Genomic DNA, 19,618 nt, shown 5'->3' with positions numbered 1-19,618 from the left:
TAACTACTACCATATTTTATGTTTATTAATTTTTTAATAAATAAAATTTCTTTCATTATTTATTATCTTTTATATTTTTTTGTTTTTTTTAATTTTTATGAATTATCATGAAATATTCACTTAAGCGTATTTTATAGAGGGAGGAGGAAAAAATGTCTTATTTACTTTCATTATTATCAGGTATATTAACAGGATTATCTATGCCTGGAAATCTATTTTCTTTTTTAGTGTTTTTTTCTTTAATTTTTTATTTAAAAAATATGGCCGATTCAAAAAAAACTTATGAAAGATTTCTTCATACCATAATATATTCTTTTTCAATGCTTTTTACCACTTTTTGGTGGCAAATTCCAGTTTTAACAAAGAATATACCTCAAGTTTTAAATGGGTATAGTTCTTTTATTGGTTTTATAGGATTTATAGGTATGATTTTATTACTTGTTTTACCTTATTTATTGATTTGGCTTCTTTCAGAGATGTATCATAATAGAAAATATAGAAAAGAAAACTATTGGTCACTCGTTCTATTTTATTCTTTTGCATATACTGCAGCTGAGGGGTTAAAAACTATTGGAGATTTTGCTTTTACTGGTGGTTCTTTGGGATATGCTCTTTATGATCATATAGGGATTTTACAAATCGCTTCAATATTTGGGTATCTTGGTATAAGTTTTATAATAGTTTTTATAAACTCTTTAATTGCTTTTGATAAATCAAGAAATTGGATCATAAAAATTCCAATTATTTTGAGTATGATTTATGTAGTTAATTTTTCAATTGAAAGATTTTTACCAATGTTTAATGATGAGGATTCTTTTAAAGTCACGGCTATTCAAATGAATGTTCCTCAAAATATAAAATATAATTCTAATAAATGGAATAGTTATATGATGTTTTCTGATATTTTAAAAGAAACACAAGAGTTTGATACAGATTTGGTTATTTTACCAGAATCGGCATTTTTAGAAGATATAAGAGATACTGAAATAAATTTAGCTCTCAAAGTAAATATAAGTTCTGTAAATAAACCAGTTATTATGGGATATCCAAGAATGAGCTTAGATAAAAATTATAATACAGCATGGTTATACGATAGTGAGGGCAATATATCAGATTATTATGATAAAGTAAAACTCGTTCCTTTTGCGGAATTTTTGCCATATAAGTTTATTTTTGATAATTTTAATGCTTTTAATTTAATTAGGTATTATGAGACTGGTAAGGAATATAATGTTTTTGATGTGTCAAATACCAAAATAGGTACACAGATTTGTTTTGAGACTTATTTTCCTGAGGTTTCAAATGAACTCACAAAAAATGGTGCTCAATTCTTACTTTCTATAACAAATGATGGTTGGTTTGATAATAATACGGCATTAAAACAACATTTTTCTCAAATTATATTCAGAGCTGTTGAAAATAGAAAAGAATTTTTGCAAGTTTCTAATACGGGGTTAACAGGTAAAGTTGATAAATACGGAAGAATAACAGATCTTTATAAACCACATGAAGAAAAAATGGATAATTTTGAAGTATTTAAAAATGATGATATAACTATTTATATAAAAATAAGAAATATTTTAAAAATAATTTTATTTATATTGGCTTTATTATTTGCTATAATATAAAGGGGAATTTTCCCCTTTATATTTTTACTATGTTTTTAGGCTTACCAGTATTTAAATAAGCTTTTATATTTTCAACACACCAGTCTATACTCAATTTCAAAGCTTTTTCATTAAATCCACCAACATGCGGAGATAATATGATGTTTTTGAATTCATTTATAGGATAATCTAAAGGCATACATTGATTGGAGTTTTTTTCAGGGTAATTGTACCAAACATCTATGCAGGCTCCTTTTAATATATTTTCTTTTAATCCAATATATAAAGCTTCTTGAGATATTATAGGCCCTCTTCCAACATTTATGATGATTTTGTTTTTGAATTTTATTATATTATCTTTATTTATTAAATCTCTTGTAGAGTCAGTTAATGGAAGAGATATGAATATTATATCTGAATTTTTTATTGTATAATCAAAGTTATTAGTTATAATATCAAAATATTCATCATAATCTTTTGATTGACCTACTATATTTTTTTTATACCCAATTATTTTACAATCATAAGGTTTTAAATATTTGGCTATATTTTTTCCTATGCTTCCAACACCTAATATTCCTACTTTTTTTTCTATAATACTTTCCCAAGAAGACTCTGGGTTTTCACCAGCTGCAAAACCATGCCATATATTTTTTCTAAGATCTTCATCATATTCAATTATTTTACCTGTTAATGACATTAAAAGACTTACGGCCCTTTCAGCAACTACTTTTCCATTACCTTTAGAATTAGATACTATTATATTTGATTTTTTTAAATCTTCTAGGGGTAAAGTGTTTACTCCAGAAAAAGGTACAAAAATAGCTTTTAAATTTTTTGCTTTTATTAAATCTTCTTTCTTTATAGAGCCACCTATTAAACAATCTATATCTTCTAATTGTTCTTTTAAAGGAATATTAGGATCTTTTTTAATTACATTAAAATTTTTAAATTCATTTGAAATTTCTTCTATTTTTACTTTCCAATAGTCTGTTAAAATATGATCAAATAAAAATTTCATTTTTCCCCTCCTAATTATTTTGTTTTTTATATTATACATATATTATTTATTTTTAGGATTAATATGATATAATAGTTAGGTAAACAAACTGTTTTTGGGAGTGATTACTATTATTCAACAAAGAAATCAAAAAATTAATATTTTTGAAGGTAGTATAAAAAGTGTTTTATTTAAGCTTGCTTGGCCAATAATATTAACTAATATATTACAAACGATTTATAATATAACGGATGCTTTCTTTTTAGGAAAACTTGGAAAAATAGAGTTTTCTGTTCCAACTATCACATGGCCCATAATTTTTATATTTATTTCATTGGCTTCCGGTTTTTCTCATGCTGGCTCTTCTATGGTTTCGCAATATACTGGAATGAAAGATAAAACTATGGCTGAAAAATCTGCTGCAAATACTATAGTAACTATAGTTGTTCTTTCAATTGTAATAATGTTTATAGTTTTATTATTCTCTCCAAATATTATAAGTATTATGAAAGTATCTCAAGAAGTTTTTGATTTAAGCGTACAGTATATGAATATTATAGTTCTAGCCATGCCTTTCATGTTTTTAATGGAGCTTTCTGCTGGAATATATAGAGGCTGGGGAAATTCTTTTATAGCGTTAAAATTTACATTTTTATCCGTTATTATTAATATTATTTTAGACCCTATTTTTATTTTTTATTTTGATTTTGGTGTTCTTGGAGCAGCTTTAGCAACTTTTTTGGCGAGGAGTATAATAGCATGTTATTTTATGTTTACATTGATAAAAGGAACATATGGATTTAAAATTGATATTAAATATTTTAAACCTGATTTTAGACTCATCAAAAAGGTTTTACAAATAGGATTTCCTGCTTCTATTGGCCAGTCAATTACTTCAATAGGTTTTACTATAATAATGGGTGTTGTTTCAAGTTTTGGGACTGTTGTTGTCAGTGCTTATGGTGTGGGAAATAGAATAAATTCAATGGTTGTTATGTTTGCTATTGGTATGGAACTCGCAACAGCTTCTATGTGTGGACAATTTATAGGGGCAGATGAGCCTGAAAAAGCTGAAGAAACTGTTAAAAAAGCAGCTTTTATAACATTTTCTATAATTTTGAGTATTTCTTTTTTATTATTTTTCTTTGGTCAATATGTTACAAGGTTTTTTATAAATGATCCTGAAGTTATTGAGATGGGAAAGGTATTTTTTAAAATGGTTTCATTCTCTTTACCTTTTTTTGCTACTATGTCTATATTTATGGGGGCTTTAAGGGGAACTGGTCATACAGTACAATCAACGACAGTTGATATGATAAGACTTTGGGTGATAAGAATTCCTTTAGTTGTTTTTATGGCAGATATATATGGATTTAAAGGTATTTTTATTGCTATGATAATAAGTAATATTTCGGCAATGGTTCTCGCATATTTATTTTTAAAATTTGGAAATTGGAAAATAAGAGTTGTAGAAAAATATGAAAAAATAGATTAAAACTAATCTATTTTTTCTATTTTGTCTATTTTTTGAATTTTATCTATTTTTTGATTATGTCTTGGATTTCTTGCAACTATTAATATTGATTTTATTATAGTATCCATTAAATCTACTTTTAATTGACTATTTTGTAGTTCGACTCTTGTATATATTTCCCCTTTTTTGGTAGAAACATATTTTGGTTTTACATGATTTAAAGTTAATGCCATTATGTCACTAATACATTTTTGACATTTACAAACTTTTATATTTGTGTCTTTGAGTATTTCAGTTAAACATTCCCCCACAATATCTTCCATAATGTTTTTTATCATAGAATCCCCCTTTAAAGTTCATACGAATCTTATAGAAATTGATAATCTACAACAGAAAAAGTCCACAATTTATTATTATTTGATTTGGTATTCCAATCTACTTCAATTGGCATTGCAAATTCAGGTGCCAATCTTCCATTTTCTATCCAATATTTAGAATTTTCATTATTAATTATACCAGGATTAGCAGCGACTTTTAATTTTAAAGGTTTATCAACAAAAACGACTTCATCTATAGTTTCTTCTTGAGAAATTTTTTCTATTATTATTTTTTTTATTGAGTTTTCTGGTATTGGTTTTACATTTATGAGAGCAATATTTTTTGATAAAGGACCTATTATCTTTACATTTCCAAGAGTTCTTTCATAATTATAAAAATCCAATATATCATGAAGTACTTCATTTGCAATTACATCTGCTCTTGAATGAAATTTATTATTAACAGCCATTTTTAATAAATGTTTGAATTTACAACCTTCTCTAAAATTACTTTCGCCTATTTTGGGAATTTTAAATCCATAAAAATTTAAAATTTCATTTATTTCTTTTTTGTTTAAATTTAATAGTGGTGAATAAATTCCATCATTATATTTTATACCAAGTTTTCCCCAGGAGTCTGATTGATTTGATCCAACAACTACTAAACCTTTATATACGAATTCTTTAACTTTTCCAAGTTTTATATTTTTTGTACATTGATTACAATTTGGTCCGTGATACATTAAATTTTCTTGCTCTTTTTCACCTTGAGTGAAAAATAATCTTAAATTCATTTGATTTGCGAGACTTAAAACTGCTTCTAATCCTTTTGAATAAGAATAAGCTCCAAAACATACATTTATTAAAGTTATTTTTGAATTATCAAAAGTATCTCTGGCTATTAGAGCGGCTACAGTGCTGTCTAATCCACCAGAAAAGGCTATATATATTTTTTTATCTTCAGCGTAGAGTTTATATTCGTTTTTTATTTCTTCTATTTTATTAATTATATTCATTTTTTACCTCTCTTATCTTATATATCGTATTATTTATCTATACCTTTATATTTGTACATAATAAATATTAAATTTACTTATATTTTATAATAAACCATATTAACAGTTTATTATATCAGGTAAAAATTTTTTCTTATTATGCTATAATATTGGTATAAAAATAATAGAATTGTATAACTATAAAGGTTGGTGAATTCTTTGATAGTATCATTATCTCTTAAAAATTTTGGGCTTTTTAAAGATGCCAATGTAGACTTTCATGAAAAACTGAATGTTATAACTGGTGAATCTGGTGCTGGTAAGTCCATGTTTATTTCTGCTATAAATGCATTTTTGACTGGAAATATACCACAGAATCTTAGAACAGATGAAGGGAATATTTCGGCTTTTTTTATAGTTGATGATGAAATAAGAGATTTAATTAAAGATGATTTCAACTTAGATTCAGAAGAGCTTGTAATTTCTTCAACATTTACTTCTAAAAGAGCTTTTTTTAGGATAAATGGTACAATAGTTCCAAAAGAATTAATTCAAAAAATAGGAAAACATTTAATAGAAGTTCATTCTCAAGATTCAAATATATTGTTGAGGGATGAATCCTATCAAAGTAAATTGATATATTCTTTACTTAGAGATAAAAAACCAGAGCTTTTTTCTCATTATGATGACTATTTTAAAGAATACAGTAGTTTGAAGAGTAAATTTGAACATATTCCATCAGATCCGTCAGAAATTTTTAGAAAGCTCGATATTTTGAATTATCAAATTGAAGAAATAGAGAGATTAAATCCAGTTATTGGTGAAGATGATGAATTGAATGATAGATATAAAGCTTTAAATAATGTAGAAGAAATAAGAAAGAATCTTTATGAAGATTTAAATATTTTGAAGGATAATGAAGAATTTAATCTCGATATTGCTATCGGGAATGTTGTTTATAATCTCTCTAAGATATCGGATTTTGGATTTAAAGAATATTATGAACAAGCTCTCAATATTCAAGAACTTTTAAATGATTTACATGGTAATCTCGAGTATAAGCTTGAAGATTTAAATGTAGATCCAAATGAATTGCAACAAGTTGGAGATAGACTTAATGAAATAATAAATTTAAAGAGGAAATATGGACCTTCTCTTGAAGATGTTATCTTAAAACTTGAAAATATGAAAAAAGAATATGAATATCTTTCAGAACTAAAAGATGAAATAGACTTAATAGAACCAAAGCTTAAAGAATTAAAAAAGAAATTAAAGCAAGAATCTAATAATATTATAAAAAAAAGTATTGATTATTTAAATAGTTTGAAAAAATCCATAGAGAAAAATCTATATGATTTAAATATGAAAAATGCGAGTATAGATTTTAGATTTTCTGATAAAGAACCAGATAATACGAGTGCACATAAAGCTATTCTTTTATTAAAAACAACACCTCAAAGTCCATTTTTAAATCTTTCGGAAATTGCATCTGGTGGTGAGATGTCAAGAATTCTTTTAGCTATGGAAACAGTTTTTGGAAATGATCATTCAATAGATACTATGTTGTTTGATGAAATAGATTCTGGCGTTGGTCCAAGAATGGCAGATGTGGTAGGTGAAAAGTTGGAAGAGCTTTCAAAAAATAAACAAGTAATAGTTATTACTCATATGCCACAAGTTGCAAATGATGCAAATAGACATTTTAAAATATTAAAAATTGAAAAAAATGCTAAAACTTATTCATCTATAATAAGATTAAATTCAGATGAAAGGGATAAAGAAATAAAAGATATGTATGGAGATATAGTTTTGTAAGGAGTGATTTTATGGATAGAGAAGAATTAATACAAAAAATAATAGAAGAAAAAGGTGTTTCAGCCATTCCTAAAATAGTAGATCTTTTGAGTGAAGAAGATGTAGAAACAAGAGAATTGGCAAGAGATATTTTAGAAATAATGGGAGCAGCAGATGGTAAAGACTATTTATTTGAAGAATTTAAAAATAGATTTGATTTAAATGAAGATGATGATATCTCTTTGTTATATTTAGCTGAAATACTTGCAGATTTTGAATGTAAAGAAATAATACCTTATTTAGAAAGAATGATCAATAGTTTTTCTGATGAAAGAGCTTTTCCTATAATATATGAAAATCTTTTAAAATTAACTAAAGATGAAAAATATCTTGAGTATATTGAAACTTATATAGATGATGGAGGTGAACTTGAAGAAATCAGTATAATGGCTATGACCAACATGCCATCAAAAAGAGTTGTAAATAATTTAATCTCAAAATATAAAAATACAAACTCCAATTCTATAAGAGCTCTTGTCTTAGATTCTCTTGTAAAAGTATTATTATCTGATTTTGAACTCGTTCCATATTTAAGAGAGATTGAACCAGAAATATCTGAAAAGATCAGTTGGCAACTTCAAAAATCTTGAAATCTTTAACAATATATGATATAATGAATAAAGCGTATGGGGACGAAAAGGCTTCGACGGGTATAGGCCGTTCCGAGAAGCGAGTCGAGGTTTCGCAACCTCGTTAAAAAGCGAACACATAAATATAAACGCAGAAGAAAATTACGCTTTAGCTGCCTAAGCGCAGCTCGCCCACTTTTTGATGCCGAGTCTCATGAATTAGTTGGGTGTCATTAAAAGGACTCTTACATTTATACTTTCTCATTGGAGTATTTATGGAAATTTTACAATGATAGGATTTTTATTTTTTGTTCATGAAAGATATTAATCTGAAATCTTAAACATGAACTGCGCTCGGAGAAGTCGGTGCGGCTTATGTTCGGACGCGGGTTCGATTCCCGCCGTCTCCACCATTTATAAAAAGAGAGGATAAACTCTCTTTTTTTATTTTTTGTAGTATTATAAACATGTTATTAATAAAATAAAACCAAATATATGATAATGAGTAACTTTTAATTAATGTTTTTTTGTTATAATAACATTGTTAAAAATAGAACAAGTTAATATTTTTCCTGAGGTGAAGGACATAATTCTGACATCAAAGGAAGAGGGAATTTTATGACAATACTGATCAAAAATAAAACTTATCAGGTTTACTTGCCATATATTGTATCCTCCTTCCTTTGAGAAAAAAATATCAAAGGGAGGGCTTTTTTTATGGAAGAAAAAATAGCTATGATTTCAATTGCGATTACAAACAGAGAAGAATCTTTTGAAAAAGTAAATAAAATACTTCATGATTTTGGCGATAATATTCTTTTAAGAGTCGGGTATCCGATGAAAAAAGAAAATATCGCCATTATATTTATAATCTTTAAATCTAATACAGATTTAATAGGTGCTTTAAATGGTAAATTGGGGCAAGTATCAGGGGTTAAAGTAAAATCACATATTTTAAAATACTAAGGGGGTATTAAAATGTTTTATATTAAGGATTCAAAAACTAAAACATTTATTGATGATGAGAAAATAAGTACATTACTTCAAGAAAATATTAATCCAGATCCAAAAAGAGTTGAAGATATCATTCAAAAATCTTTGGATAAAAATAGATTGAATCTTGAAGAAATGTCATATCTTTTAAATTGTGAAGATGAAAGACTTGAAAATATGATATTTGATGGAGCAAAGAAATTAAAAGAAAAAGTTTATGGTAACAGAATTGTTTTGTTTGCACCTATGTATATAGGAAATGAATGTATAAATGATTGTGAGTATTGTGGATTTAGAGTTTCTAATAAAGAAATATTTAGAAATTCTTTAAGTATTGATGAAGTTAAACAAGAAACTAAAGCTTTAATAGACAGAGGTCATAAAAGACTTATATTAGTTTATGGAGAACATCCGATGTATGATGCTAAATTTATTGCAAAAACCGTTGAAGCAGTTTATTCTGTCAAAAGTGGTCATGGTAATATAAGAAGAGTTAATATAAATGCTGCACCTCAGACTATTGAAGGGTTTAAAATAATTCATGATGCAGGAATAGGAACTTTTCAAGTTTTTCAAGAAACATATCATGAAAAAACTTTTAAAAAGATACATCCAAGAGGTCCAAAATCTAGTTATAGATGGAGATTATATTCTTTGGATAGGGCTTTTGGTGCTGGAATAGATGATGTTGGAATAGGAGCTTTATTTGGAATGTATGATTGGAAATATGAAATGATGGGCCTTTTATCCCATGCCATTCATTTTGAAGAAAGGTTTAATGTAGGCCCTCATACCATTTCTTTTCCGAGAATAGAACCTGCTTTAAATACACCTGTTTCTGAAAGACCTCCATATATAGTTGATGACAAAAAATTTAAAAAATTAGTTGCTATATTAAGACTTGCCGTGCCTTATACAGGATTGATATTAACAGCTAGAGAACCTATAAGTATTAGAAATGATCTTATGGAATTTGGTGTTTCTCAAATAGATGCAGGTTCAAATATAGGGGTTGGAGCTTATTCAACACAAGATAAAGAATCATATAAAAAATCTCAATTTGTTCTCGGTGATCAAAGATCTTTAGATGAAGTTATAAAACAACTTACAGATAATAATTTTTTACCTTCTTTTTGTACTGGATGTTATAGATTGGGTAGAACAGGTGAACATTTTATGGAATTCGCAATTCCGGGTTTTGTTAAACGTTTTTGTACACCAAATGCTATAAGTACTTTAATGGAGTATGTTGTTGATTATGCTTCTGATGAAACTAAAAATTCTTGTTTAAAGGTTATAAATAATGAACTGAAAGGTATTAAAGATATAAATATGAAAGAAAAACTTTTATCAAATCTTGAAAAAATTAAATCAACAGATCAAAGAGATCTATATTTTTAATTTTAAAGGAGATTTTATGGAAATATTTAATGATTTATATCAACAATTTGATTTAAAAGGAAAAGAAATCTTAGATTTTTTTTCCAATAATATGACAATTGAAAAAGAACATATAAAATATATACTTTCTTTGAATGGTAAAGAAAGGTATTTAATGTATGAAGTAGCTAAGAGAGTTAAAAATTTTTTTACTGTTGATTATGTATCAATTAAAGCTCTTATAGAGTTTAGTAATTATTGTTCTAAAAATTGTGACTATTGTGGTATAAGAAGAGATAATTTGAATATAAATAGGTACAGGATGAGTAATGAGGAAATAATAAATTCTGCATTGAAAGCAAAAAAATGGGGTTTAGATACAATAGTTCTTCAAAGTGGAGAAGATAATTTTTTTAAAGATGAAGATTTGATGAGTATAATAAAAATTATAAGAGAAAAAACAAAACTTCCAGTTTCTATATCTATAGGCGAAAGATCTTTGGAGTCTTATTTGAAATTTAAAAAATCTGGAGCTATAAGAACTTTAATAAAACATGAAAGTATAAATAAAGAATTATTTGATGATATTCATCCAGATAAAAATTATTATAACAGAGTAAATATATTAAAATATACTGATTCAATAGGTTATGTAACAGGATCAGGATTTATAGTAGGTCTTCCAAATCAAACAGATGATGATATGGCTGATGATATTATTTTTATGAGAGATGAAAATGTTAGAATGATAGGAATAGGACCATTAATAGCTTCTAAAAATACACCTTTTGAGAATATGAAAAATGGTTCTGTTGTAAAAACGATGAATGCTTGTTGTGCTGCAAGATTAACTGTTCCAAAAGCTCAAATGCCAGCAACTACTGCTTTAGGAACATTAAATTATAATTCTCATTATGAATCTTTAAAGTATTTTTGTAATGTAGTTATGGTTAATATAACACCCGATATATATAGAAAAAATTATAATATATATGATAATAAAGCTAAAATAGATTTTTTTGAAACTTTAAAGGAGTTAAAAAAAAGAAATCTTAAAGTTTCTCCTATAACGATGAAAGCTTTGAGTAGGTGATATTATGTCTTTAGGTGGATACAGACTCAATATAGTTATTTCTGGTAAAAGAAATGTTGGAAAGTCTTCGATTATAAATTCTTTATTGAATCAAGATATTGCTCTTGTTTCAGATTATCCTGGTACTACTACTGACCCTGTTTATAAAACGATGGAATTACATCCGATTGGTCCCGTTACTATTATAGATACTCCGGGTATAGATGATGTGGGGAATTTAGGAAATAAAAGAGTACAAAAAGCTCATCATGCCTTTATGAAATCAGATATTGGACTTTTGGTTGTTGATGATTACCCCGATGTTTATTTTTCAAATATTTTAAAAATATTTGAAAAAAATGCTATACCTTTTTTAATAGTTTTAAATAAGATAGATATGTTTAAAAGTGATATTATTGAGTATTATAGTAAAAAGTATAAAAAGAATTTTGTTAGTATTTCAGCAAAAAAGAATATTGGAATTGAAGAATTAAAAAATAAAATAGTTTCTATGAAACCTGAAGAAAGATCAATTCCAATGATTCCAGAATTCATAAAAGAAAATGATATTGTTTTATTGATAATTCCAATAGATACTGGAGCCCCAAAGGGTAGATTGATAATGCCTCAAGTTAATGCAATAAGAGAAATTTTAGATAAAAAAGCTTTTCCAGTAGAAACTTCAATAGAAGGTATTCCTAATGTCTTAAAGTTACTTAGTAAAAAACCAGACTTGGTTATAACTGATTCTCAAGCTATAAAAAAAGTATCGCAATTGATTCCTGAAGATATCAAATTAACCACATTTTCTATTCTTGAGGCAAGACATAAAGGTGATTTAAGATTATTGTCTGAAAATATAGAAGAAATAGAAAATCTTAATGATGGAGATTCGATTCTTATAATGGAAGGCTGTGCACATAGACCTATGAGTGAAGATATAGGGAGAGTAAAAATACCAAATTGGCTGAAAAAATATACTGGGAAAGAGTTAAATTTTAAGTTTATTGCAGGGAAAGAGTTTCCAGATGAAGAAGATTTATTGAATACAAAGATTATTATTCATTGTGGAGGTTGTACATTAACAAGAACAATAATGATGAGAAGACTTGTACATATAAAAAGATTGAATATTCCAATTTATAATTATGGAGTTATAATATCTTATTTGAATGGTGTTTTAGAAAGGGTTATGATTCCAGATTTGCTTTAATTTAAAACGAAGACAAATTTTGTCTTCGTTTTAATAAATTATTTTAAAAATTCTTCTACGGTATTTTTTAATAAATTGATATTATCAATTATAGGAGAATGTCCACAATCTTCTAAATAGTGTAATTTTGCATTTTCTCCAATATCATTTTTTATATCTAAAGCCATTTTTTCTGGAACAACTATATCATTTTTTCCCCAAAGAATTAAAACTGGACATTTTATTTTTTTTGCTTTTGCATTTCCAGAAATTATTCCATTGCTTTCTTCAGATATATTAAATATAGCAAGTGCAAAATCTACATCTACTAAATTTCTTTGATTCAACATATCATCTATATATTCTTCATATTTTTTTTCTGAAGGTTTATTATGAGTATATATTGACATATTCCATATTGTTTTTAACATTTCTCTATTTTTTTCTTCATAGGCTTTTAAAATTGGAATTACTTGAATAGGATCTTTTGCTATTTCTTCTTTTGTTTTTATAAGTTCTGAAGTTGGTGAACCATTAGAATCTTTTTTGAAAATAGGATAACCTCTTGTTCCAACTGATTCCATTAAAATTAATTTTTTTACATATTCTGGGTTGTCTGCTGTAAAATCCATAACTATTCCACCACCAGTTGACCAACCCATTAGATAGAAATTTTTTAAATTCAAACTATCACAAAATAATTTTAAATCTTTTGAAAAATCTTCTAAAGAATTTATAGGATTTTTGTATGAAGAGATTCCAAATCCTCTTAAATCTACTGCATAAATTGTAAATTCATCCGATAAGTTTTCCATTAATATATCCCAATGTTTTGATGAAGTCATATTTCCATGAACTAAAATTAAAGTTTTTTCTCCCCCTTTTTTATATCTATAACCATAAATCTCTCCATTTAAAAGTTCTATTTCTTTTAAAACTATTTGCATATATTTTCCCTCCTCATCAATTAAAAAATGAATTACCTCTCATTATTATTTTACCATAAATATAACAAAAAATTAATTTAAAGTTATAATTCATATATGGTAAAATTATATATAGTTCTAAAATAGGGGTGGATTATGTTTAAATATACTGTTTTTTTTGATATGGATAAAACTTTGTTAACTAAGAATAGTGGTCCTTTATACTTTAAGTATTTATTAAAAACTGGACAAATAAAATTTAAGGAATATACTAAACTTTTATATATGCCTATTTTTTATTATCTTGGAATATATGAACTCGAGGACATAACTTCTAAACTGTCCAATGATTTTGTGGGAGAAAGTAAGAAAAAAGTTTATGATAGGACTGATAAATGGTTTAAAGAATATGGCATTAATTTTATAAGAAAAAGTATGATTTTAGAAGTTGAAAAACATAGAGAAAGAGGGGCTAAATTAATCTTACTTTCGGCATCTCCTGAAAATGTTTGTCATCCAGTTTTTGAATATTTTAATTTACATGAAAAAATTTGCACTCGATTGATCTATGAAGAAGATAGATTTATAGGCGTTGAAGAAACTAGCTGTTATGGAGAAGAGAAGGTAAGACGTGTTAAAGAGTATATGGATAAAAATCATGTAGATCTTGAAAAGGCTTTTTTTTATTCGGATTCTATTTCAGATTTACCTTTTTTAAAGATAGTAGGAAATCCTATATGTGTTTCGCCAGATAAAAAATTAAAAAAATATAGTGAAAAAAATAGTTGGGATATAATAGAGATATAGTAAATACTATATCTCTATTTCGATACCAATTGGACAATGATCTGATCCCATTATTTCATCTAAATGATAAGCGTTTTTTAGATTATTTTTTATAGTTTCGCTTATAAAAAAATAATCTATTCTCCAACCAACATTTCTTTCTCTTGCTTTTGTTTTATAATCCCACCAAGAGTATTGATCTTCTTTTTTATTAAAAACTCTAAAAGCATCTAAAAAACCACTTTCTAAAAGTTTATCTATCCATTCTCTTTCTTCTATAAGAAACCCTGAAGTGTTACTATTTTCTTTGGGCCTTGCTAAATCTATTTCTTTATGTGCGGTATTTACATCTCCACATATTATTATATTTGGTTGAGTTTTTTTATATTCTTCTAAATAATCTAACAAATAATAATAAAAATCCATTTTATATTTCAGTCTTTCATCATTTGCTTTTCCATTTGGAAAGTATATATTGAATAATGAAAAATTGTCAAATTCTGTTATTAAAGTTCTTCCTTCAGAATCAAATATTTTATTATCCATTCCAAATTTTATATTTTTAGGTTCTTTTTTTGTAAAAGTTGATACTCCACTATATCCTTTCCTTTCGGCAGAGAAAAAATATTTTTTGTAATCACCAAAATTTATGAGTTTTTTTGGTAATTGATCTTCCATAGCTTTTATTTCTTGTATGGATAAAATATCTGGCTCATATTTTTTAATAAAGTCCAATAAATTTTTTTTATATATAGCTCTAATACCATTTACATTCCAAGATATCAGTTTCATAAAAACACCTCTCTTATGGTTTGTATTTTTTAATAATTTCTTCAGCTACTCTTATACCATCAACAGCGGAAGAAGTTATGCCACCCGCATATCCTGCTCCTTCGCCAGCAGGATAAAGACCTTTTAAAGATTCTAAATTTTTATTTCTAATTATAGTTATAGGAGATGAGCTTCTCGTTTCAAAACCAGTTAATACAGAGTATTTATAATCAAACCCTTTCAATTTGTTTCCCATATTGATTATACCTTCTTTTAAACTTTCTGATATAAAATTCGGAATATTTTCATTTAAATCTTTAAAATAATATCCAGGAGTATAAGAAGGTTCTATATTTTTTATTTTTTTTGAAACTTTATTATTTAAGAAGTCTTCTAATAATTGTACTGGTGCAAAATATGGTTTATTTGGATTGAAAGATGAATATTCTATTTTTCTTTGCATGAACATACCTGCCAATGGATGAGCTGAGTTAAAATCTTCTGTGTTTATATTAACAAGAACTGCTGAATTAGAGTTTTTATTATTTCTCAAATATTTACTCATTCCATTTGTTACTATAGAATTTTTTTCAGATTGAGATGCAATTACATATCCACCAGGACACATACAAAATGTATAAACAGCTCTATTTTGTTTCGTTCTATAAGATAATTTATAATCTGCAGCTCCCAATTTTGAATCATTTTTAAATTTTCCATATTGAGATTCATTTATTAAATCTTGATCATGTTCAATTCTAATTCCCATTGAAAAAGGTTTTTGATGTATTTCTATATTATTTTTTAAAAGCATTTCAAATGTATCTCTTGATGAATGTCCTATTGATAATATTATATTATTACTATATAGTTTTTCATTATTGTTTATTATTACTCCCATTATTTCAGAATTTTTTATAATTAAATCTGTTACATTAGAATCAAAATAATATTTTCCACCAAGTTTTTCTATTTTGTTTCTTATATTTTCTACAACTATTTTTAAAATATCTGTACCTATATGGGGCTTATTTAAATACAGTATTTCTTTTGGTGCACCAGCTTCACAGAATTCCTCTAATACTTTTTTTATTCTACTATTCTTATCTTTTATTAAAGTAGTTAATTTACCATCAGAGAAAGTTCCAGCTCCACCTTCACCAAATTGAACATTACTTTTTTCATTAAATATTCCATTATTCCAAAAATTTTTAACATCTTTGCTTCGAGTTTTAATATCTTTTCCTCTTTCAAGTATTATTGGATTAAAACCATTTTCGGCAAGGATTAATCCTGTAAACATTCCAGCCGGACCACTGCCGACGATTATTGGTTTATTGGGAATTTTTTCTTTTCCATATTCTGGAACTGAATAATTTTTTTCTTCATACTTTGAATATTTTTTAGAGTTTTCATTTTTTAATTTTAAAGCTAGATTGTATTCAAAAAATATCATTCTTTTTTTGCTTCTGGCATCTATAGATTTTTTTAATATGATATATTTTTCTATATTATTTTTTTTGATTCCATAGTTTATTTCTATTTCATTTAATAATTCTTCTTCAGTATGACTATATGCCATTCTCAGATTATTAATTTGTATCATTTTTATCCCTTCTCATAATATTATTTCCCACTATATATCCTGATGTCCAAGCCCATTGAAGATTATATCCGCCACAATCACCATCGATATCTAATATTTCGCCACATATATAAAGATTTTTAATTTTTTTACTTTCAAAATTTATTTCGTTTATTTCATTTAAATTTATTCCACCAGTTGTCACTTGTGATTCTTTCCAACCTTTTGTACCATTTATATTTATGTTAAAATTTTTGATAGAATTAATTATTTTATTTCTATCAGATCTTTTTAATTGATTTAGAGGTATATTATGTATATTGTTTATCTGTAATATTATATTTATCAATTTAAAATGTATAATTCCCATTAGAGAATCACTTATTTTTAAATTGGGATTCAATCTTGTTTGATTTATTAAATAATTATTTATTTCATCTTTATCTATATTTTGAGCCAAATCTATTTTTATTATATAATTTTTTTCTGGTTTTATAAATCTACTTATTTGCATAGAAGGTATACCAGATAATCCATAGTCTGTAAATAGTATTTCACCATTTTTTTCTATTATTTTTATGTTTTTATGATCAAACAATGAAGCATTACCTTTAACTCGAACACCTTTTAATTGAGGTAGAAAATAATCATTAGATATCAATTGAACAAGTGCTGGTCTCTGTGTTTTGAACGTATGTCCAAGTTTTATCAATTCAGAATTTATAGAACCATCCGATCCCAATGCAGGGTAAGATTTTCCGCCTGCTGCGATTATTAAAATATCAGATTCATATTTATCATTCAATATGAATTTATTTTTTAAGATATCTATTTTGAATATTTTTGTTTTTGTATATATTTTTATATTTAATCTATTTAATTCATTTTCTAAACTTTTTACTATAGACAAGGAGTTTTCAGTTATAGGGTATATTCTTCCATCTATTTCTCGCGGATACACTCCTATAGATTTAAAAAAAGATATTGTTGATTTATCATCAAATATTTGTAATGAATTTTTTATTAATTCTTTATTTTTACAATAAAAAAATGTTTCATCCATTTTTTTATTTGTATAATTACACTTTCCATTACCTGTTGCAAGTATTTTTTTACCGATATTTTTCATTTTTTCAAATATATTGACTTCATGACCATTTTTAGCGGCATTTATTGCCGCAATAATTCCTGATGCTCCACCACCAACTATATTTACAATCATTAAAAACACCTCATAATTTTAAATCTTTTATATTTTTCATTTTTAATTATCTTCTTAAATATTTACAAATAAAGGTTTTTGTGGTATAATAAATTCTGTAATTTATTCGAAAGCTCTCATAGTTCAACGGATAGAACGGAGGATTCCTAATCCTCAAATGCAAGTTCGATTCTTGCTGGGAGCACCAATAAAACCGTTCTTTTTGGAACGGTTTTTTAAATTAAAAGAGGCTTATTTAGCCTCTTCATATTCTTTGTTGTTGAAAATGTTTTATGATTCCTTCAGTATTTACAGATATAACATCTATTTGGACATCTTCAAAATCGAGTTCTCTATGAGTATTTATAAAGATTTCGCCCACCTTGGATATTTTAATTATTTTTTTTCTGTTTACCCTATATGCGGGATCACCAAATTTATTAGTTCCACCTTTGACTTCTATCAGTATTAAAGTTTTGTTTTTCATAGCTATTATATCGATTTCGCCTATTTTTGTCGTATAATTTAGTTCCAAGATTTTGTATTTTTCTTTTTTTAGATATTCGAAAGCTATTTTTTCATATTTTTTTCCTAAATTGTTCATGTTTTAATTATGAATTCCTGGAACTTTTAGATATTTCTCATTTTTTTCAGGGAAATTGTTTATTATGTCATCGCTTTTAAATTTTTCGGGAATATCTTCATGAGTTATTGATTTTAATTCGTCTTTTATTGGTGAAAAAAGTTCCTCTTCATCTGAAACATCGATATTATCTAAAAGAGACATATAGTTTAAAAGATTGTTCAGATCATTTTTAATTATGATTTCTTCATTGTCTTTTAATTCGATATTGGATAATTTTTCGAGTTTTTTTATTAATTCATTATCAATCTTTATCATTTTTTACCTCCAATTATTTAATAAGATAGATCTACAATTATTTTATCATCATCAAATTTCAAATTCTTTAAAACTATATTTTTACTAATAATATTTTCTGGAACATTTATAAATATTCTGTTTTTATTTATAATGATATTTTTTGGTAAATCTTTTAAATTTATTTTATCTATTGGTATATTATGAGAAAATTCATATACTCCATTTAAAGAGTAAGGAAATTTTTCAAGAGTTAAAAAGAATTTGAACATTATTACTTTTACTTCTATGGTATTATTCATAAATTTAAATTTAGTAGATTTATCAAATAACATTTTTATTATCTTTGATGAATTATCTTTTAAAACTCCAGAAAGAATTTTTTTTGAAGTGTTAGAATCAATTTCAAAATGAGCAGGCAAAATTATTCCTCCCTATAATTTAATTCTAAAATAAATGAGCCATTTTCTACTTCAAAACTATCTATTTTTAGTGATTTTAAAGTTGAATTTATTACAGGATTTATATCAACTTTATTTAGATCTATGGAAATATAATTATCTTCAGACGAAAAAGCTTGAGTGAATTTAGAGGCTATATCAAAAACCCCTTCTAATATTTTTCTTATTCCAGTATCTCCGGAAAGTTCTAATTTTAATATTCCAGATTTTAGATCTTCGGGTTTATCTACGATTTTTAATAAAGTATCAAATTTCATATATTTTTTAAGAATTTCTACTTCTACTTGAAAATGAATACCTTCATTTTTCAATTCAACATTTAAATTTTTAAGTCCTTTTATAGTTGTATTCGATTCTATTATTTTATCAACAAGTCCATTTATAAAACTTTCATCTACTTTTATTTTCATTCCACCCATAAAAAAACCTCCTCATTAATAAATTTATTTTTAGTACATATATATTTATTATACAACATATAATTAATATAAAAAAATTTTTGAAGTTTAAAAATTAAATTAAATTTATTGTAATTTTTATATCAATATGTTAAAA

General features: G+C 25.8%; 20 protein-coding genes, 1 tRNA gene and 1 other RNA gene. 11 read left to right on the top strand and 11 right to left on the bottom strand.

Annotated features, from left to right (window positions below; all coding sequences use genetic code 11):
• The first annotated feature begins 152 nt into the window (after positions 1 to 152).
• A complete protein-coding gene (gene lnt / locus C7380_RS12015) occupies positions 153 to 1,628 on the top strand; it encodes an apolipoprotein N-acyltransferase (RefSeq protein ID WP_109606265.1) in 1,476 nt (491 codons plus the stop codon).
• A 16-nt stretch (positions 1,629 to 1,644) separates the two neighbouring features.
• Here lnt and C7380_RS12010 read toward each other — a convergent pair whose 3' ends face one another.
• Positions 1,645 to 2,628, bottom strand: coding sequence for a 2-hydroxyacid dehydrogenase (locus tag C7380_RS12010; protein WP_109606263.1), 984 nt, complete (start codon positions 2,626 to 2,628; stop codon positions 1,645 to 1,647).
• 100 nt (positions 2,629 to 2,728) lie between these two features.
• Here C7380_RS12010 and C7380_RS12005 point away from each other — a divergent pair, with 100 nt between their 5' ends.
• A complete protein-coding gene (locus C7380_RS12005) occupies positions 2,729 to 4,102 on the top strand; it encodes an MATE family efflux transporter (RefSeq protein WP_240597607.1) in 1,374 nt (457 codons plus the stop codon).
• A gap of 2 nt (positions 4,103 to 4,104) precedes the next feature.
• Here C7380_RS12005 and C7380_RS12000 read toward each other — a convergent pair whose 3' ends face one another.
• Positions 4,105 to 4,419, bottom strand: a complete 315-nt coding sequence (locus C7380_RS12000) for a late competence development ComFB family protein (RefSeq protein ID WP_109606259.1) — start codon at positions 4,417 to 4,419, stop codon at positions 4,105 to 4,107.
• A gap of 29 nt (positions 4,420 to 4,448) precedes the next feature.
• Positions 4,449 to 5,414 carry an adenine nucleotide alpha hydrolase family protein gene (locus tag C7380_RS11995; RefSeq protein ID WP_109606257.1) on the bottom strand — a complete coding sequence of 322 codons (966 nt, stop codon included), beginning with the start codon at positions 5,412 to 5,414 and terminating at the stop codon, positions 4,449 to 4,451.
• 198 nt (positions 5,415 to 5,612) lie between these two features.
• Between C7380_RS11995 and C7380_RS11990 the strand changes: the two genes are divergently transcribed.
• The 7 genes from C7380_RS11990 to hydF all read left to right on the top strand — a co-directional run bounded on the left by C7380_RS11990 (position 5,613) and on the right by hydF (position 12,474).
• Entirely contained in the window at positions 5,613 to 7,208 is a 1,596-nt protein-coding gene (locus C7380_RS11990; RefSeq protein ID WP_158274903.1) for a DNA repair protein RecN, read from the top strand.
• An 11-nt stretch (positions 7,209 to 7,219) separates the two neighbouring features.
• Positions 7,220 to 7,837, top strand: a complete 618-nt coding sequence (locus C7380_RS11985) for a hypothetical protein (RefSeq protein WP_109606253.1) — start codon at positions 7,220 to 7,222, stop codon at positions 7,835 to 7,837.
• A gap of 38 nt (positions 7,838 to 7,875) precedes the next feature.
• Positions 7,876 to 8,229: a transfer-messenger RNA gene (gene ssrA, locus C7380_RS11980) on the top strand.
• 304 nt (positions 8,230 to 8,533) lie between these two features.
• Complete coding sequence (locus tag C7380_RS11975; protein WP_109606251.1) at positions 8,534 to 8,782, top strand: TM1266 family iron-only hydrogenase system putative regulator; 249 nt, start codon at positions 8,534 to 8,536, stop codon at positions 8,780 to 8,782.
• A gap of 12 nt (positions 8,783 to 8,794) precedes the next feature.
• Entirely contained in the window at positions 8,795 to 10,210 is a 1,416-nt protein-coding gene (gene hydG, locus C7380_RS11970) for a [FeFe] hydrogenase H-cluster radical SAM maturase HydG (RefSeq protein ID WP_109606249.1), read from the top strand.
• Between the two features lie 16 nt (positions 10,211 to 10,226).
• Positions 10,227 to 11,282, top strand: a complete 1,056-nt coding sequence (hydE, locus tag C7380_RS11965; protein WP_109606248.1) for a [FeFe] hydrogenase H-cluster radical SAM maturase HydE — start codon at positions 10,227 to 10,229, stop codon at positions 11,280 to 11,282.
• Positions 11,283 to 11,286: 4 nt separating this feature from the next.
• A complete protein-coding gene (gene hydF / locus C7380_RS11960; RefSeq protein WP_170110831.1) occupies positions 11,287 to 12,474 on the top strand; it encodes a [FeFe] hydrogenase H-cluster maturation GTPase HydF in 1,188 nt (395 codons plus the stop codon).
• A 38-nt stretch (positions 12,475 to 12,512) separates the two neighbouring features.
• Here the strand turns inward: hydF and phaZ are convergent, their stop codons facing one another.
• Positions 12,513 to 13,400 (bottom strand): intracellular short-chain-length polyhydroxyalkanoate depolymerase, encoded by an 888-nt coding sequence (gene phaZ / locus C7380_RS11955; RefSeq protein ID WP_109606244.1) that lies wholly within the window; start codon positions 13,398 to 13,400, stop codon positions 12,513 to 12,515.
• A 135-nt stretch (positions 13,401 to 13,535) separates the two neighbouring features.
• Between phaZ and C7380_RS11950 the strand changes: the two genes are divergently transcribed.
• Positions 13,536 to 14,186: an HAD family hydrolase gene (locus tag C7380_RS11950; RefSeq protein WP_109606242.1), complete on the top strand. Its 651-nt coding sequence runs from the start codon at positions 13,536 to 13,538 to the stop codon at positions 14,184 to 14,186.
• A gap of 6 nt (positions 14,187 to 14,192) precedes the next feature.
• Here the strand turns inward: C7380_RS11950 and xth are convergent, their stop codons facing one another.
• The 3 genes from xth to C7380_RS11935 are packed head-to-tail and all read right to left on the bottom strand — an operon-like array spanning position 14,193 to position 17,743.
• A complete protein-coding gene (gene xth, locus C7380_RS11945; protein ID WP_109606240.1) occupies positions 14,193 to 14,957 on the bottom strand; it encodes an exodeoxyribonuclease III in 765 nt (254 codons plus the stop codon).
• A 13-nt stretch (positions 14,958 to 14,970) separates the two neighbouring features.
• Positions 14,971 to 16,542, bottom strand: coding sequence for an NAD(P)/FAD-dependent oxidoreductase (locus C7380_RS11940; protein WP_109606238.1), 1,572 nt, complete (start codon positions 16,540 to 16,542; stop codon positions 14,971 to 14,973).
• Positions 16,529 to 17,743 (bottom strand): BaiN/RdsA family NAD(P)/FAD-dependent oxidoreductase, encoded by a 1,215-nt coding sequence (locus C7380_RS11935; protein ID WP_109606236.1) that lies wholly within the window; start codon positions 17,741 to 17,743, stop codon positions 16,529 to 16,531. Before C7380_RS11935 ends, C7380_RS11940 begins: the two co-directional genes overlap by 14 nt.
• A 112-nt stretch (positions 17,744 to 17,855) precedes the next feature.
• Here C7380_RS11935 and C7380_RS11930 point away from each other — a divergent pair.
• Positions 17,856 to 17,930: transfer RNA gene (locus C7380_RS11930), tRNA-Arg, on the top strand.
• A gap of 57 nt (positions 17,931 to 17,987) precedes the next feature.
• On the opposite strand, the gene C7380_RS11925 is transcribed toward C7380_RS11930, so the two are convergent.
• From C7380_RS11925 to C7380_RS11910, 4 genes are read right to left on the bottom strand one after another with little or no spacing between them, the layout of a single operon-like run.
• A complete protein-coding gene (locus tag C7380_RS11925; protein ID WP_109606234.1) occupies positions 17,988 to 18,326 on the bottom strand; it encodes a YraN family protein in 339 nt (112 codons plus the stop codon).
• A gap of 3 nt (positions 18,327 to 18,329) precedes the next feature.
• Entirely contained in the window at positions 18,330 to 18,623 is a 294-nt protein-coding gene (gene gatC, locus C7380_RS11920; protein WP_109606233.1) for an Asp-tRNA(Asn)/Glu-tRNA(Gln) amidotransferase subunit GatC, read from the bottom strand.
• A 17-nt stretch (positions 18,624 to 18,640) separates the two neighbouring features.
• Entirely contained in the window at positions 18,641 to 19,024 is a 384-nt protein-coding gene (locus tag C7380_RS11915; RefSeq protein ID WP_109606231.1) for a hypothetical protein, read from the bottom strand.
• Between the two features lie 2 nt (positions 19,025 to 19,026).
• Positions 19,027 to 19,482: a hypothetical protein gene (locus C7380_RS11910; protein ID WP_109606229.1), complete on the bottom strand. Its 456-nt coding sequence runs from the start codon at positions 19,480 to 19,482 to the stop codon at positions 19,027 to 19,029.
• Positions 19,483 to 19,618 lie beyond the last annotated feature (136 nt).

Source organism: Oceanotoga teriensis, assembly GCF_003148465.1.
In the GTDB taxonomy this organism is placed as follows: domain Bacteria; phylum Thermotogota; class Thermotogae; order Petrotogales; family Petrotogaceae; genus Oceanotoga; species Oceanotoga teriensis.
Note: the sequence above shows the minus strand (reverse complement) of the source record. Positions and strands in the feature narration are given on the sequence as shown.

Coding starts and splice junctions, on each gene's coding strand:
- lnt (WP_109606265.1), top strand. CDS start 153: ATGTCTTATTTACTTTCATTATTATCAGGTATATTAACAGGATTATCT.
- C7380_RS12010 (WP_109606263.1), bottom strand. CDS start 2,628: ATGAAATTTTTATTTGATCATATTTTAACAGACTATTGGAAAGTAAAA.
- C7380_RS12000 (WP_109606259.1), bottom strand. CDS start 4,419: ATGATAAAAAACATTATGGAAGATATTGTGGGGGAATGTTTAACTGAA.
- C7380_RS11995 (WP_109606257.1), bottom strand. CDS start 5,414: ATGAATATAATTAATAAAATAGAAGAAATAAAAAACGAATATAAACTC.
- C7380_RS11985 (WP_109606253.1), top strand. CDS start 7,220: ATGGATAGAGAAGAATTAATACAAAAAATAATAGAAGAAAAAGGTGTT.
- C7380_RS11975 (WP_109606251.1), top strand. CDS start 8,534: ATGGAAGAAAAAATAGCTATGATTTCAATTGCGATTACAAACAGAGAA.
- hydG (WP_109606249.1), top strand. CDS start 8,795: ATGTTTTATATTAAGGATTCAAAAACTAAAACATTTATTGATGATGAG.
- hydE (WP_109606248.1), top strand. CDS start 10,227: ATGGAAATATTTAATGATTTATATCAACAATTTGATTTAAAAGGAAAA.
- hydF (WP_170110831.1), top strand. CDS start 11,287: ATGTCTTTAGGTGGATACAGACTCAATATAGTTATTTCTGGTAAAAGA.
- phaZ (WP_109606244.1), bottom strand. CDS start 13,400: ATGCAAATAGTTTTAAAAGAAATAGAACTTTTAAATGGAGAGATTTAT.
- C7380_RS11950 (WP_109606242.1), top strand. CDS start 13,536: ATGTTTAAATATACTGTTTTTTTTGATATGGATAAAACTTTGTTAACT.
- xth (WP_109606240.1), bottom strand. CDS start 14,957: ATGAAACTGATATCTTGGAATGTAAATGGTATTAGAGCTATATATAAA.
- C7380_RS11940 (WP_109606238.1), bottom strand. CDS start 16,542: ATGATACAAATTAATAATCTGAGAATGGCATATAGTCATACTGAAGAA.
- C7380_RS11935 (WP_109606236.1), bottom strand. CDS start 17,743: ATGATTGTAAATATAGTTGGTGGTGGAGCATCAGGAATTATTGCGGCA.
- C7380_RS11925 (WP_109606234.1), bottom strand. CDS start 18,326: ATGAACAATTTAGGAAAAAAATATGAAAAAATAGCTTTCGAATATCTA.
- gatC (WP_109606233.1), bottom strand. CDS start 18,623: ATGATAAAGATTGATAATGAATTAATAAAAAAACTCGAAAAATTATCC.
- C7380_RS11910 (WP_109606229.1), bottom strand. CDS start 19,482: ATGGGTGGAATGAAAATAAAAGTAGATGAAAGTTTTATAAATGGACTT.